The organism is Microbacterium sp. NPDC064584 (assembly GCF_040687315.1).
GTDB lineage: Bacteria > Actinomycetota > Actinomycetes > Actinomycetales > Microbacteriaceae > Microbacterium > Microbacterium lacus.
The window spans coordinates 21,394-36,419 of sequence record NZ_JBFBMZ010000005.1; the positions used below are offsets into that span (position 1 = coordinate 21,394).

Below are 15,026 nucleotides of genomic sequence, written 5' to 3' on the forward strand. Positions count from 1 at the left end.
TCGGGCGATGGCGAGCTTCCGCGTGCGACCGGCCGTACAGGCCGACGGTGCGTTCCTCGCCGACATGGTCGTCGAGGCGGCGAACTGGCGGCCCGGAGCCGCACGCCCGCGCCACGAGGTGCTGAGCGCGCCGGAGCACAGCCGGTACGTCTCGGGCTGGAAGCGTCCGAGCGACGCCGGCTTCGTCGCCGTGGACGCCTCCGGGGAGCCGATCGGGGCGGCGTGGTACCGGCTGCTGCCGCGCAGCGATCCGGGCTTCGGATACGTCGGCACCGGTGTGCCCGAGCTCATCATCGGTGTCCGCCCCATCTGGCGGGCGCACGGTGTGGGCCGCACCCTCCTGCAGGCGCTCGCCCAGCAGGCGCGCGCGGACGGCTGCGCGCGGTTGAGTCTCAGCGTGGAACGCGGCAATTTCGCCGTCTCGCTGTACCGCAGCGAGGGGTTCGCCGTCACGCAGAGCGGGATCGGACGCGACACGATGGTCAAGCGTCTGCGCTGACCCCGGGGGCCGCGTCGCTGCCCTGAATTGTCGGTGCGTCGCCGTACCGTGGGGGGATGGCCAGGAGCACAAGCCCGACCAAGAACGGTCGTGCGCCCGCGAGCGCGTCTTCGCGCGGGTCCTCGGGCGCCCGCAAGCCCGCGCCCGCCCCCAAGCACTACGTCGGCGAGGCGGAGAAGCCCCCGGTGATCGTGCGGGCGTGGATGGGCCTCGCGCACGCCACGGGCGGACTGTTCCGCGCGTTCGGCCCGGAGACGCTCGAGAAGGACCAGCGCCGCGACGGCCTGCCCTTCCTCATCGTCCTGCTCGCGATCGCCGGCGCGGTCAACGAGTGGTTTTTCATCGGCAACGACGTCGCCGCGAACATCAGTGCGTTCACCGCCGGCGCTCTGGTCGGTCGCGTCGCGTTCGTGCTTCCCGTCCTCCTGCTCCTCCTCGCGGGATGGCTCTTCCGGCACCCGGCATCCGTGCACGACAATGGCCGCATCGGCATCGGCTTCACGCTGTTCGTGCTCTCGATCGCGGGTTTCTGCCATATCGGCGGCGGCCGGCCGCAGCCGCGCGAGGGCCTGCCGGCGCTCAGCGAGGCGGGCGGCGTGTTCGGGTGGATGCTGGGGGAGCCGCTCGCGCTCCTGCTGACCGACGTCGGCGCGTTCATCGTTCTCGCCGTGATCACCGCGCTCAGCATCCTGATCCTCACCAAGACGCCCCCCAACCGCATCGGGCGGCGGCTCGGCGACCTGTACGCCTGGATGTTCGACGCCGAGCGTCCCGAACGCGCGGAGCGGTCCGATCACCCGTCGGACGACGAAGCGGATGCCGACGCCGAAGCCTCTCTGCCGTGGTGGCGCCGCAACAAGACCGGTCGCGAGAAGGACGTCGACGGCGGACTCGGGTCGCAGGATCTGACCGAGCTGCTCACTCCCGGTGCCGTCCAGGGCGGATTCGATCAGGCCGCCATCACGATCCCGCCGCCTCCGCCGGCGGAGGCGCTCACCGAGGTCATCGACCCCGTCGTGCTCGAGGGCGGTGCGAGGGCGGCGCAGAAGTCCGAGACCGGCATCCTCGGTGACGGCACGACGGAAGACGACGGCACCCTGCCGGGGCTCTCCGGGCTCGGCGGGGCCGGCCCCCGTCAGGCGCCGTCCTCGCCCTATCGGCTGCCGTCGGTCAACGCGCTCGCCGCCGGGACGCCCCCGAAGGCGCGCTCCGCGGCCAACGACGCGGTCGTCGCGGCGATCACGAGCGTCTTGCAGCAGTTCCAGGTCGACGCGCGGGTGACCGGATTCTCGCGAGGACCGACGGTCACGCAGTACGAGATCGAGGTCGGCCACGGCGTGAAGGTCGAGCGCATCACGGCGCTGCAGAACAACATCGCGTACGCGGTGGCTTCGAACGAGGTGCGCATCCTCGCGCCGATCCCCGGCAAGAGCGCGATCGGCGTCGAGATCCCCAACACCGACCGCGAGATCGTCACGCTCGGCGATGTCCTCCGTTCCGCAGCCGCGCAGCAGGCCACGCATCCGATGACGATCGGCGTCGGCAAGGACGTCGGCGGCGGCTATGTCGTGGCGAACCTGGCCAAGATGCCGCACCTCCTCGTTGCCGGCTCCACCGGCTCGGGCAAGTCGAGCTTCGTGAACTCCATGATCACGAGCCTGCTCATGCAGGCGAAGCCCTCCGACGTGCGCATGGTGCTCATCGACCCCAAGCGCGTCGAGCTGACCTCCTACGCCGGCGTCCCGCACCTCATCACGCCCATCATCACGAACCCGAAGAAGGCGGCCGAAGCGCTGCAGTGGGTCGTGAAGGAGATGGACATGCGCTACGACGACCTCGCGTCGTTCGGCTTCCGCCACATCGACGACTTCAACAAAGCCGTCGTCGCGGGCGAGGTGCAGGTGCCTCCCGGCAGCGAGCGCGTGCTCAAGCCCTATCCGTATCTCCTCGTCGTCGTCGATGAGCTCGCAGACCTCATGATGGTCGCCCCGCGCGATGTCGAGGATTCGATCGTGCGCATCACGCAGCTCGCGCGCGCGTCCGGCATCCACCTCGTGCTGGCGACGCAGCGACCGTCGGTCGACGTCGTCACCGGACTAATCAAGGCCAACGTCCCCTCCAGGCTCGCGTTCGCCGTGACGAGCGTGACCGATTCCCGAGTGATCCTCGACCAGCCCGGCGCGGATCGGCTGATCGGTCAGGGCGACGCGCTGTTCCTGCCGATGGGCGCCTCCAAGGCGCTGCGCGTCCAGGGGGCGTGGGTCAGCGAGGACGAGATCGAGAAAGTCGTCAAGCACGTCACGGCGCAGGCGCGACCCGAGTACCGCGAGGTCGCGATCGCAGCGGAGAAGAAGGAGATCGACGCCGACATCGGCGACGACCTCGAACTGCTGCTTGCGGCGACCGAGCTCATCGTCTCGACCCAGTTCGGCTCGACCTCGATGCTGCAGCGCAAGCTGCGCGTCGGCTTCGCCAAGGCCGGGCGGCTCATGGACCTGCTCGAGTCGCGCGAGATCGTGGGACCCTCCGAGGGGTCCAAAGCCCGTGACGTGCTCGTGACGGTCGAGCAGCTGCCGGACGTGCTCGCACGTCTGCGCGGCGACGACCCGCCGGCGTCGGGCCCGTCGGATCCGGTCGAGGCGCAGTTCGAGGGGTACCCGGTGGTCGAGTCCGACGGTGACGAGGACGCCTGGGGATTGACGGGGCGTGACTGACATGGCCGTTCCCCGTCAATTGCCCAACACGATCACGATCGTGCGCATCCTCATGGCGCCGGTCTTCCTCTGGATGCTGCTGGCAGACGGCGGTGCAGACGGCCCGCTGCGCTGGTGGGCGGCGGTGATCTTCATCGTCGCGATCGCGACCGACGGCATCGACGGCTGGATCGCCCGGCGCTATGAGATCGTCACCGATCTCGGCAAGCTCCTGGATCCGATCGCCGACAAGGTGCTCACGGGCTTCGCGTTCATCGGTCTGTCGATCCTCGGCGAGCTGCCCTGGTGGATCACGATCGTGGTCCTCGTCCGTGAGATCGGCATCACGGTCCACCGCCTCGTCGTCGCGAGCGATCACGTCGTCGCAGCCGCCTGGATGGGCAAGCTGAAGACGGTCGCACAGGCCGTCGCACTGTCGCTCGCACTGCTCCCGCTGTGGACCCTCGTGGGGGAGTGGATCTTCTGGGTCAACGGCATCGCGATGGCGATCGCCGTCGCGCTCACGATCGCGAGCGGGATCGATTACGTGCTCACCGAGATCCGCGGCGCGCGTCGCGGACGCGCCGCCCGATGACGGATGCCGCGGATCAGCCCACCGCGGGTCACCTGATCGCGCGGCTCGTCGATCGCGGGTGGACCGTCGCCGTCGCCGAGTCGCTGACCGGCGGGATGGTGGTGTCCTCGCTCGTGGACATCCCCGGGGCGTCGGCGGTGGTCCGGGGCGGGATCGTGGCTTACGCCACACCGTTGAAGAGCACGCTCCTGGGCGTGGATGCCGCTCTGCTGACGCGGCAGGGCGCGGTGGACCCCCTGGTCGCCGCGCAGATGGCGGCGGGAGTCCGGTTCGCGACCCGGATCGGCGATCAGCCGACGGATGTGGGCATCGCCACGACGGGGGTCGCGGGACCGGCCGAGCAGGACGGGCACGCCGTCGGTACCGTGTTCGTGGCCGTGGAGACTCCGTCCGCGTCGCGCGTGGTGGAGCTTGCGCTGTCCGGGTCGCGCGAGCGGATCCGCGCCGAGGCGACAGCGGCAGCGGTGCGCGTCGCTCTGGAGCTGCTGTCCTGACCGGATCCGCGCGGTCGGGAACATCCGGTGTTTCGTGTCGGTTACATTCGGCGATTCCCACCCTTTGCCCAGCGCGCAGGATTAGATTGGCCACATCGGGTGTTGTACTGTTATCCACCCGGATAGCGCGGAATCAGCAGTGAGGAGGGGGCCCATCATGATCCTGGTACGCCAAGAAATCGGCGAAGTCCTTCGTGACTTCCGCCAGCAGAAGGGTCGGACCCTCCGCCAGGTCGCGAGCCGCGCGAGCGTGGCACTCGGCTACCTCAGCGAGGTGGAGCGGGGCCAGAAGGAGGCATCGAGCGAGATCCTCGCCTCGGTTGCCGAAGCGCTCGACGTGCCGATCTCCACGATCATGCGCGAGGTCGGAGACCGCATCTCCGTGCTCGAGGGAATCCAGACCTTCCCCGACGTCGTGCCCGACGACCTCGTCGCGTCGGTCGACGCCGAGCTCTCGCTGCGCTGATCACGCGCGCTCTTGATGCGTCGCAGTGAATTCGACCGCGCCGTCGCCGATGAGTTCGGCGGAAGCGGGGCGGCGCTGATATCGGATCTCGTGCTTCCCCGGTTCGGCGAGCGGACGGCGGCGGAAGCGCTGGAGGCCGGCATCCCGCCCCGCGAGGTCTGGCTGGCGCTGTGCGTGGAGGCCGATGTTCCACTCGAGCGCCGCCATGGTGTCGGACGGCGCGAGCTGCGCTCTTCCTGACACGGATTCGCGTCCGAGTGCGCACGGATCTTCGACGGCGTGTCGTCGAAGATCCGTTCTATGTCTCCGTAGGCTTCTGCACAGCGGATGCCGTACGGCCGCTGTCCACAATTCGAATGTCAGCGCCGACCGATGTCGGAGGCCCTTCGTAGTGTGAGCAGCGTCGAACGACACCACTTGCCTTGTCGCAGCATCCCCGCCGAGCCTCGGCGAGGAGCGCGACAGCCTACAGGCGACGGAACGCGAGCATAAGGAGCACGCCATGCCCTCACCCGAAAACCGCGAGAAGGCCCTCGAGTCCGCTCTTGCACAGATCGACCGCCAGTTCGGAAAGGGCTCGGTCATGCGTCTGGGCAGTGACGAGCGCGCTCCGGTCGAGGTGATCCCCACGGGCTCCATCGCGCTCGATGTCGCGCTGGGTGTCGGCGGGCTGCCGCGCGGTCGCATCGTCGAGATCTACGGCCCCGAGTCGTCGGGTAAGACGACGCTGACCCTGCACGCGATCGCGAACGTGCAGAAGCAGGGCGGCATCGCCGCGTTCATCGACGCCGAGCACGCGCTCGACCCGGAATACGCGCAGAAGCTCGGCGTCGACATCGATGAGCTCCTGGTCTCGCAGCCCGATACGGGTGAGCAGGCGCTCGAGATCGCCGACATGCTGATCCGCTCCGGCTCGATCGACCTGATCGTGATCGACTCGGTCGCCGCGCTCGTCCCCAAGGCCGAGATCGAAGGCGAGATGGGCGACTCCCACGTCGGTCTGCAGGCCCGCCTCATGTCGCAGGCGCTGCGCAAGCTCACCGGTGGTCTGAACACGACGAACACGACGATGATCTTCATCAACCAGCTCCGCGAGAAGATCGGCGTGTTCTTCGGAAGCCCTGAGACGACCGCCGGTGGAAAGGCGCTGAAGTTCTACGCGTCCGTGCGACTGGACATCCGACGCATCGAGACGCTCAAGGACGGCACCGATGCGGTGGGAAACCGGACCCGCGTCAAGGTCGTGAAGAACAAGATGGCGCCGCCGTTCAAGCAGGCCGAGTTCGACATCCTGTACGGCACCGGCATTTCGCGCGAGGGCAGCCTGATCGACTTCGGCGTCGAGCACGAGATCGTCAAGAAGTCCGGCGCCTGGTACACGTACGAGGGCGAGCAGCTCGGGCAGGGCAAGGAGAATGCCCGCAACTTCCTTCTGAAGAACCCGGACATCGCCGCGGACATCGAATCGCGGATCAAAGTGAAGCTCGGAATCGGTCAGCCCAAGGCGGTGGAGGCGCCCGTCGCCAAGGCCGATGAGCTGGCCAAGCGTCGCCCCGCGTGATGACCTCTTCCGGCGGTGATGGGGGCGAGCGCCTCGCCCCCATCACCTACCTCCCGGGTGCCGATCGTCCCGCGGTGTCGAACGAGCCGGCGTACCCGACTGACGAACCGGTGCGGTGGGCGGTGCCGCTGGAGTCGTCCGCGGCGCCGTTCGCGCGTGACACCGGCACAGGAGCACCCGAGCCACTCCGCCTCTCCGGTGGAAGCGAAGCGGAGAGCGGCGAGTCCGCGACGATCGAGGCGGAGGACGCCCTGACCAAGCGACTGCGGCGCAGCGCTCTCTCGGAGCGTGAGGCGCGCGCCTTCCTCGCGCAGCGCGATGTCGATACGTCGATCATCGAAGCCACCATCGAGCGCTTCGTCGGGCGGGGCTGGATCGATGACGCGGTCCTGGCGGAGCAGCTGCTCCATGCCGGCACGACCCGCAAGGGTCAGGGGCGTCGAGCCATCGCACAGGCTCTCGCGGCCCGCGGGATTCCTCGCGACATCGCGGACGCGGCGCTCGCGGATCTGCCCGACGACGACGCCGAGCGCGCACTCGAATACGCGCGCTCCAAGGCGCACGGTCTGCGCAGCTACGACATGGACACCGCGCTGCGCCGACTCATCGGTCAGCTGTCCCGTCGGGGATACGGCGGCTCCGTCGCGTCGATCGCGGCGCGCACGGCGCTCACCGAGAGCAGGGGTGGAACCGGCGGCGTACGGTTCCGCTAGGGGCATCGCCGCGCGTTAGTCTCAGTCCGGGGCGACCGAGGGGAGACAGGATGGCGATCGAGGTCCGTGGCCTGACCAAGCGCTATCGCGACAAGGTCGCCGTCGACGACATCTCGTTCTCGGTCGACGACGGCGGTGTGTTCGCCTTCGTCGGGACGAACGGTGCGGGAAAGTCCACGACGATCGGCTGCCTGACGACCCTGCTGCCCTTCGACGCGGGCGACGTGCGGGTCTGCGGCCACGACGTGCGCCGGGACGGCGAGAAGGTCCGTGACTCGATCGGGGTGGTCTTCCAGGAGTCGCTCCTGGATCCGTTGCTGAGCGTGCGCGAGAATCTGCGGCTCCGCGGACGACTGAGTCGCGTTCCCCGTGGTCCTCTCGAGGCGCGGATCGCGCAGCTGTCCGAGCTCATCGGTCTCGAGGAGATCCTGGACGGGCGGTACGGCAGGCTCTCCGGTGGGCAGCGACGACGGGTGGACATCGCCCGCGCGCTCCTGCACGAGCCCGCCGTGCTCTTCCTTGACGAACCGACGGCGGGTCTGGATCCCTCGAGCCGCGCGCTGGTGTGGAGCACCCTGCACGCCTTGAGCACCCACGGCGACCTCACGGTGTTCCTCACGACCCACTACCTGGAAGAGACCGAGGAGGCGGCACGGGTCTGCGTGATCGACGACGGCCGCATCGTCGCCGACGACACTCCGTCCGCCCTCCGCGCCCGCCACAGCCGGAGCGTCCTGACGGTCACGACCGATGATCAGGACGGACTCCTCGCGCTCGCTCACGCGGCCGGTGCCGATCCCGCGCTGGACGCGGGGGCCGTCGTGATCGGCGTGCCCGACGCGAACATCGCACGACGCATCCTCTCCGCCCACGGCGACCACGTGCAGGACTTCGAGTTCCGCCACGGACGCATGGACGATGTGTTCCTCGCTCTCACCGGTCGCACCGCCGCAGAGGTGGGGGCCGCGTGAACGTCGTCCTCGCCGTGATCCGGCGGAATCTCCGCATCTTCTTCCGTGACCGCCTGAACGTGTTCTTCTCGTTGCTGGGCGCGGTGATCCTCTTCGGGCTGTACACGCTCTTCCTCGGCAATCTCCAGACGACCGATCTGACGGATTCCCTCCCCGGAGCGACGAGCGCCGAGGTGCAGGCGTTCGTGGACAGCTGGATGTTCGCGGGGATCGTGCTCATCACGACTGTCACGACCGGCCTCGGCGCGCTGTCCGTGCTCGTCGAAGACGATCAGTCGGGCCGATTCCGCGACTTCCTGGTCGCCCCCATCCGGCGTGGACAGCTCGTGCTCGGGTACCTGCTGGCGGCCGTGATCGTGGCTGTGATCCTGTCCCTCATCGTGCTGGCGGTCAGTGTCGTGTATCTCGGTGTCCTCCGCGGCGTGTGGCTCGGCGTTCCCGAGATCGCGCGGATCAGCGGCGTCGTGGTGCTCTGCTGCATCGCGTTCACATCCCTGTCCGCGCTCATCGTCTCCTTCGTCCGCACCAGCGGTGCGTTCTCCGGCCTCGCCACGATCGTGGGGACCGTCCTCGGCTTCATCGCCGCGGCCTACATCCCGATCGGCGCCTTCCCCGACGAAGTCGCCGCGGTCGTCGCCGCCCTGCCGTTCGCGCAGGCCGGGATGCTCCTCCGGCGCGATTTCGCCGGAGACACGCTTCAGACGATCACCGCGGACGCGCCCGGTGCCGAGGATACGCTCCGTGCCTTCTACGGCATGGATCTCAGCGTCGGAGACTGGGCGGTGCCGGCGTGGTTCGTGATCGGCATCCTCGTCGCGATCACCCTGATCTGCACCGTCCTGTCCGCCGTGCGCATCCGCGGGCGCATCCGCTGACGGTCCGGTCCCGACCGGACTCCCCGCGGACCCGCACGTAGAATGGCAGGCATCATGACCATTCCGTCTTCGGCGCCGACGACGATCGCGCCTTCACCCGCCGCGCTCACCCGCGACGGGTCCGCGCGCACCTACGAAGTGCGCACGTTCGGCTGCCAGATGAACGTGCACGACTCCGAGCGGCTGTCCGGCTCGCTCGAGAGCGCCGGATACGTCGCGGCAGAGCCGGGCGACGAAGCCGACGTGGTGATCATCAATACCTGCGCGGTCCGCGACAACGCCGCCGGGAAGCTCTACGGCACGCTCGGACATCTCGCGTCCGTGAAGCGGCGCAAGGACGGCATGCAGATCGCGGTCGGCGGGTGCATGGCGCAGATGGACAAGCAGGCCGTGCTCGAGAAGGCCCCGTGGGTCGATGTCGTGTTCGGCACGCACAACATGGGCTCGCTGCCGAGTCTGCTCGAGCGCTCCCGCCACAACGGAGAGGCAGAGCTCGAGATCCTCGAGGCGCTCGAAACGTTCCCCTCCACGCTGCCGACCAAGCGCGACAGCGTGTACAGCGGCTGGGTGTCGATCTCGGTCGGCTGCAACAACACCTGCACGTTCTGCATCGTCCCGAGCCTGCGGGGCAAGGAGAAGGATCGGCGTCCGGGCGACATCCTCAACGAAGTGCGCCTCCTCGTAGAGGACGGCGCGATCGAGGTGACCCTGCTCGGCCAGAACGTCAATTCGTACGGCGTCGAGTTCGGCGATCGCCACGCGTTCGGCAAGCTCCTGCGCGCGACGGGAGAGATTCCGGGACTCGAGCGGATCCGGTTCACGAGCCCCCATCCCGCCGCCTTCACCGACGACGTGATCGACGCGATGGCGGAGACGCCCGCGGTCATGCCGCAGCTGCACATGCCGCTGCAGTCCGGCAGCGACCGGGTGCTCAAGGCCATGCGTCGTTCCTACCGCAGCGAGCGGTTCCTCGGGATCCTCGACCGGGTCCGCGATCGCATCCCGCACGCCGCGATCACGACCGACATCATCGTCGGCTTCCCGGGCGAGACCGACGAGGACTTCGAGGACACGATGAGGGTCGTCGAGCGCGCGCGCTTCTCCAGCGCCTTCACGTTCCAGTACTCGATCCGTGAGGGCACCCCGGCTGCGACCATGCCCGATCAGGTGCCGAAGGCGGTCGTTCAGGAGCGATACGAGCGGCTGATCGCCCTGCAGGAGCGCATCAGCCTGGAGGAGAACCAGGCCCAGGTCGGACGGCAGGTCCAGCTGCTGGTGTCGATGGGCGAGGGCAAGAAGGATGCCGAGACGCATCGACTGACCGGCCGCGCCGAAGACAACCGCCTCGTCCATTTCGAGGTGCCCGCAGGAAGTGCGGTGCCGCGCCCAGGCGATGTCGTCTCGGTGACCGTCACCCATGCCGCGCCCTTCCACCTGCTGGCGGATTCGGACGGGTCCCCGCTGCAGATCCGGCGCACGCGTGCGGGCGACGCGTGGGACCGCACGCAGGCCGAGTCCTGCGCCGTGCCGGCACCCGCGCAGAGTGCCCGCTCGGGCGCCGTACCGCTCGGTCTGCCGTCGCTGCGCGTCGGCGTCTGATCATCGAGGCGAGCGGTCTGTGATCGACCCGCCGGCGCCGGCCGATCAGACCGCGCGACTCATCGCGGTGGTCGGCGCCACCGGTACCGGCAAGTCCGACTTCGCGCTCGAGCTCGCCGCCGCGCTCGCGGAGCGTGGCCACTCTGCCGAGATCGTGAACGCGGACGCGATGCAGCTGTACCGAGGCATGGACATCGGCACGGCCAAACTCGCACCGCACGAACGGCGCGGCATCCCGCATCACCTGCTCGATGTGCTCGCCGTGACGCAGGATGCGGCGGTCGCGTGGTACCAGGAAGCGGCGCGCGCCGCCGTCGAGGGGATTCTGGACCGCGGCTCGCACGCGATCCTCGTGGGCGGATCGGGACTGTACGTCTCGAGCGTGCTGTTCGACTTCCGTTTCCCGCCTCGCGATGAATCGCTGCGCTCCGAGCTCGAGGCGGAGCTCGACCGCGTCGGACCGGGAGTGCTGTTCGAACGTCTGCGTCTGCTCGACCCCGACACCGCGGCGCGGGTCGACCCCCGCAACGGCCGACGAGTCGTTCGCGCCCTCGAGATCCTCGCGCAGGGGGAGCGCACGCACGGCGCGGCGCTGCCCGACGCGCCCGAGCGCTGGCGGTCTCCCGAGATCATCGGGCTCGCCGTCCCCCGCGACGAGCTCGTCGTCCGACTCGACGAGCGCGTCGAGGGCATGTGGCGGGCGGGACTCCTCGATGAGGTGCGTGCGCTGCGCGCGGACGGTCTGGAAGAGGGGGTCACCGCCCGTCGGGCGATCGGCTACGCCCAGGCACTCGGACAGCTGAGCGGCGCGTTGACGCAGACCGAGGCGATCGCGCAGACGCAGGCCTTGACACGGCGGTACGCCCGGCGGCAGGTCTCCTGGTTCCGCCGGTACGAGGACGTCACCTGGCTCCCCACACCTGCCGCCCCCCTGGCGCGGACGGAAGCGGCCCGCATACTGGGGTCATGACAACGATCCGAGCGTTCACCCTCCGAGACACCGAATCCGTCATCGCACTGTGGCAGGCGACCGGGCTCACCCGCTCGTGGAACAATCCCCACCTGGACATCCAGCGGAAGATGACCGTTCAGCCGGAGCTGTTCTTGGTGGCCGTCGACGGCCACGACATCATCGGCTCGGTCATGGCCGGATACGACGGTCATCGCGGGTGGCTGTACTACCTCGCGTCCGACCCGCAGCGCCGCGGGCAAGGCATCGGGCGCGCGCTCGTGGAGGCGGCGGAGGAGGCTCTGCTGGAGATGGGCTGCCCCAAGGTGCAGCTCATGGTGCGCCCGGGCAACGACGAGGCGCTCGGCTTCTACGACAGCCTCGGCTACGAGCGGTTCTCGACCACGACGACCGGCAAGCGGCTCATCGCGGACTGAGCCGGCACCGCGCTCGCCCTACACTGGCCGTATGCCGCAGACCGTCTCGTTCACCAAGGGTCACGGCACCGGGAACGATTTCGTCGTGATCCCCGACGCGGACAGCACCCTCGACCTGAGCGATGACCAGGTCGCCGTGCTCTGCGATCGCCGGTTCGGCATCGGCGCGGACGGTATCCTGCGGGTCGTCCGCTCGGCTGCGCTGGCCGAGACGTCCTCTGGGGGCACGCGCGACCACGCGGAAGCAGCGGTCGCGGCGGGCGCCGAATGGTTCATGGACTACCGCAACGCGGACGGGTCTGCGGCCGAGATGTGCGGGAACGGCATCCGCGTGTTCGCCCGCTACCTCGCCGAAGCCGGGCTCGCCCCGATCGATCACGCCCCGGTGCGGATCGGGACGCGCGCGGGCATCAAGTCCGTCACCCGGAGCGAGCTGGGGTTCGAGGTGGACCTGGGCGCATGGCGCGTCGAGGACGCGGAGGTGCTCGTGCGCGCGAAAGGACTCGACGTGCCGCGGCCCGGCCTCGGGATCGATGTGGGCAACCCGCATGTCGTCGTCGCGCTGCCGCACGACGGCGAGCTCGACGCACTGGATTTGACCGTCCGTCCCCAGCTGCACCCCGAGCCGGCGCAAGGCGCGAACATCGAATTCGTGGTGCCGAGCGATCCCCTGGTGCGCGAAGGCGTGGGCTCGATCCGGATGCGGGTCTTCGAGCGCGGTGTGGGGGAGACGCTGAGCTGCGGCACGGGCGTGGCCGCGTCTGCGCTGGCCGTCCGCGACTGGGCCGGCGTCGCCGCCCCCGACCGCTGGTCGGTCGAAGTGCCGGGCGGTGTGCTGGGCGTGCGGATGGTCCCGGTGGCGGGCGAGCTGCACGTGCTGCTGTCCGGGCCTGCGACCCTCGTCTACTCCGGCCAGGTCGCGCTGGCCTGACCGCCGATCAGATCACGTCGATCTCGCTCGTCGGCGGAGAGCCGTGTCGGCGTACCTTGATCACGCGGAATCCGCGCGCCGTCGCCGTTCTGTGCACGCTGAAGCCCGGCGTGAAGGACGCTGCCAGCCAGCGCTGCAGCGAATCGGATCCGAGGTTGCGCTGCACGACGAGCCACGCGTCGGAGCGCTCGTCCAGGCGCGGGATCCACCGCTCGAGAAGGCCGTGCAGTTCGTTCTTGCCCACCCGGATCGGGGGATTGGAGCGGATCGTCCGGAACGTGACGTCCTCGGGAACATCGTCGGGGCGCACAGCGTTGACACTGACGAGACCGAGGTCGTGGGCGTTCCGTCTGACGAGGTCGAGCGCCCGGTCGTTGACATCGACCGCCCACACCGTGGCGTGCGGCGCTTGCATCGCCAGCGACAGCGCGATCGGACCCCATCCGCTGCCCAGGTCGAGCAGGTGACCGCCGGGCGGGGGCGGAGGGGTGTTGGCCAGAAGGACGGCGGTGCCGGAGTCCACGTGATCGGGGCTGAACACCCCGCCCGCGGTGGTGAGCTCCACCTCGGCACCCGCGAGGGTCGCACGGATGCGGCGGAGGTTCTCTGCACTCGCCGGCGACGCGCTGAAGTAGTGGTCCCCCGACATGCTTGCGAGCGTAGCGGAGAGAGCACCCGGGGGAGCAAGAGCTAGAGTTTACGGGCATCACGGAAGGAACCCATGACGGATACCACGAAATCGGACGCTGTGCAGGTCGACGAGGCGGTCGACCCGGTGCAGCGCGTCCTCGACCGAGCGCAGTCCCACGCGGGCGTCCGCGTGTTCGGTGCCGCTCAGGCGCTGCAGGACACCGCGACCGCGACCTCGTCCGACACGGACGGAGAGCAGTGGGACCGCGAGGAGCGCGCGGCCCTGCGTCGGGTGCCGGGGCTGTCCACCGAGCTCGAGGACGTCACCGAGGTCGAATACCGGCAGCTCCGCCTCGAGAACGTCGTGCTCGTGGGCGTCCATCCGCAGGGCGAGCAGGAGGACGCGGAGAACTCCCTGCGCGAACTCGCGGCTCTCGCCGAGACCGCCGGCGCCGTCGTGCTCGACGGTGTCATGCAGCGCCGACCGCACCCGGACCCGGCCACGTACGTCGGGCGAGGCAAGGCGGCGGAACTGCGGGACATCGTCGCCGCGGTGGGTGCGGACACCGTGATCGCCGACACCGAACTCGCGCCGAGCCAGCGTCGCGCGCTCGAGGACGTTGTGAAGGTCAAGGTGATCGACCGCACGACGGTGATCCTCGACATCTTCAGCCAGCACGCGAAGAGCCGCGAGGGCAAGGCCCAGGTCGAGCTCGCCCAGCTCGAATACCTGCTGCCGCGCCTGCGCGGCTGGGGTGACTCGATGAGCCGCCAGGCCGGTGGCCAGGTGGGCGCGGGCGGCGCGGGAATGGGTTCACGCGGTCCCGGTGAGACGAAGATCGAGCTCGACCGCCGGCGGATCCGCACCAAGATGGCCCTGCTGCGCCGACAGATCCGTGATTTCGCTCCCGCACGCGATGCCAAACGCGCCGAGCGCAAACGCCACACGATCCCCTCGGTCGCGATCGCCGGGTACACCAACGCCGGCAAGTCCAGCCTGCTGAACCGTCTCACCAGCGCGGGAGTCCTCGTCGAGAACGCCTTGTTCGCGACGCTCGATGCGACGGTGCGCCGTGCCGCGGCATCCGACGGACGCGTCTACACGCTCACCGACACGGTCGGCTTCGTCCGCAATCTGCCGCACCAGCTCGTCGAGGCCTTCCGGTCGACCCTCGAGGAAGTCGGCGAGGCGGACGTGATCGTCCACGTCGTGGATGCCGCGCACCCCGATCCCGCCGCGCAGCTGCAGACGGTCCGCGATGTGATCGGCGACGTCGGTGCGCGCGACATCACCGAGATCGTCGTCTTCAACAAGGCCGACCTCGTCGACGAGGACACCCGCCTCGTGCTGCGTGGACTCGAGCCGCGTGCTCTGTTCGCCTCGTCGCGCACCGGTGAGGGCATCGATGAGCTGCGCGCGGCGATCGAGGCGGCGCTGCCGCTGCCGGCGGTGGAGATCCGTGCGCTCGTGCCCTACGACCGCGGCGACCTGGTGTCGGCGGCGCACGAGAGCGGCATCATCGTCTCCGAGACGCACGAGGAGGGCGGTACGGCCCTGCACGCGCACGTGTCCGAGCGTCTGGCGGCGGAGCTCGCGGCGTTCGCGCTCTGAC

Annotated in this window: 16 protein-coding genes; 15 read left to right on the forward strand and 1 reads right to left on the reverse strand. The window is 69.4% G+C overall.

Annotation, left to right across the window (positions count from 1 at the left end; all coding sequences use genetic code 11):
- Positions 1–7: 7 nt before the first annotated feature.
- The 14 genes from AB0P18_RS08890 to dapF all read left to right on the forward strand — a co-directional run bounded on the left by AB0P18_RS08890 (position 8) and on the right by dapF (position 12,783).
- Positions 8–499, forward strand: coding sequence for a GNAT family N-acetyltransferase (locus tag AB0P18_RS08890; RefSeq protein ID WP_344052897.1), 492 nt, complete (start codon positions 8–10; stop codon positions 497–499).
- Positions 500–555: 56 nt separating this feature from the next.
- Positions 556–3,213, forward strand: coding sequence for a DNA translocase FtsK 4TM domain-containing protein (locus AB0P18_RS08895; protein ID WP_363359736.1), 2,658 nt, complete (start codon positions 556–558; stop codon positions 3,211–3,213).
- Between the two features lies 1 nt (position 3,214).
- The gene (gene pgsA / locus AB0P18_RS08900; RefSeq protein ID WP_344055810.1) at positions 3,215–3,787 is read left to right on the forward strand and encodes a CDP-diacylglycerol--glycerol-3-phosphate 3-phosphatidyltransferase; all 573 of its coding nucleotides are present in this window, start codon (positions 3,215–3,217) and stop codon (positions 3,785–3,787) included.
- The gene (locus AB0P18_RS08905; RefSeq protein ID WP_363359737.1) at positions 3,784–4,281 is read left to right on the forward strand and encodes a CinA family protein; all 498 of its coding nucleotides are present in this window, start codon (positions 3,784–3,786) and stop codon (positions 4,279–4,281) included. The genes pgsA and AB0P18_RS08905 overlap by 4 nt, the downstream gene beginning before the upstream one ends.
- 157 nt (positions 4,282–4,438) lie before the next feature.
- Positions 4,439–4,747: a helix-turn-helix transcriptional regulator gene (locus tag AB0P18_RS08910; protein ID WP_308869790.1), complete on the forward strand. Its 309-nt coding sequence runs from the start codon at positions 4,439–4,441 to the stop codon at positions 4,745–4,747.
- Positions 4,748–4,762: 15 nt separating this feature from the next.
- A complete protein-coding gene (locus tag AB0P18_RS08915) occupies positions 4,763–4,987 on the forward strand; it encodes a DUF3046 domain-containing protein (protein WP_344052905.1) in 225 nt (74 codons plus the stop codon).
- 262 nt (positions 4,988–5,249) lie between these two features.
- Entirely contained in the window at positions 5,250–6,308 is a 1,059-nt protein-coding gene (gene recA / locus AB0P18_RS08920; protein WP_344052907.1) for a recombinase RecA, read from the forward strand.
- On the forward strand, positions 6,308–7,021 hold the full coding sequence (locus AB0P18_RS08925) for a regulatory protein RecX (protein ID WP_363359738.1): 714 nt from the start codon (positions 6,308–6,310) through the stop codon (positions 7,019–7,021). Before recA ends, AB0P18_RS08925 begins: the two co-directional genes overlap by 1 nt.
- 50 nt (positions 7,022–7,071) lie before the next feature.
- Positions 7,072–7,992, forward strand: coding sequence for an ABC transporter ATP-binding protein (locus tag AB0P18_RS08930; protein ID WP_344052909.1), 921 nt, complete (start codon positions 7,072–7,074; stop codon positions 7,990–7,992).
- Complete coding sequence (locus AB0P18_RS08935; RefSeq protein WP_344052911.1) at positions 7,989–8,867, forward strand: ABC transporter permease; 879 nt, start codon at positions 7,989–7,991, stop codon at positions 8,865–8,867. The genes AB0P18_RS08930 and AB0P18_RS08935 overlap by 4 nt, the downstream gene beginning before the upstream one ends.
- 54 nt (positions 8,868–8,921) lie before the next feature.
- The gene (miaB, locus tag AB0P18_RS08940; protein ID WP_344052914.1) at positions 8,922–10,466 is read left to right on the forward strand and encodes a tRNA (N6-isopentenyl adenosine(37)-C2)-methylthiotransferase MiaB; all 1,545 of its coding nucleotides are present in this window, start codon (positions 8,922–8,924) and stop codon (positions 10,464–10,466) included.
- 19 nt (positions 10,467–10,485) lie between these two features.
- Positions 10,486–11,436, forward strand: a complete 951-nt coding sequence (gene miaA, locus AB0P18_RS08945) for a tRNA (adenosine(37)-N6)-dimethylallyltransferase MiaA (protein WP_363359739.1) — start codon at positions 10,486–10,488, stop codon at positions 11,434–11,436.
- Complete coding sequence (locus AB0P18_RS08950; protein ID WP_363359740.1) at positions 11,433–11,852, forward strand: GNAT family acetyltransferase; 420 nt, start codon at positions 11,433–11,435, stop codon at positions 11,850–11,852. The genes miaA and AB0P18_RS08950 overlap by 4 nt, the downstream gene beginning before the upstream one ends.
- Positions 11,853–11,883: 31 nt before the next feature.
- Positions 11,884–12,783, forward strand: a complete 900-nt coding sequence (dapF, locus tag AB0P18_RS08955) for a diaminopimelate epimerase (protein ID WP_363359741.1) — start codon at positions 11,884–11,886, stop codon at positions 12,781–12,783.
- Between the two features lie 7 nt (positions 12,784–12,790).
- On the opposite strand, the gene AB0P18_RS08960 is transcribed toward dapF, so the two are convergent.
- Positions 12,791–13,432, reverse strand: coding sequence for a methyltransferase (locus tag AB0P18_RS08960; RefSeq protein WP_363359742.1), 642 nt, complete (start codon positions 13,430–13,432; stop codon positions 12,791–12,793).
- 72 nt (positions 13,433–13,504) lie between these two features.
- Here AB0P18_RS08960 and hflX point away from each other — a divergent pair, with 72 nt between their 5' ends.
- Positions 13,505–15,025, forward strand: coding sequence for a GTPase HflX (gene hflX / locus AB0P18_RS08965; protein ID WP_344052924.1), 1,521 nt, complete (start codon positions 13,505–13,507; stop codon positions 15,023–15,025).
- The last annotated feature ends 1 nt before the right edge of the window (position 15,026 follow it).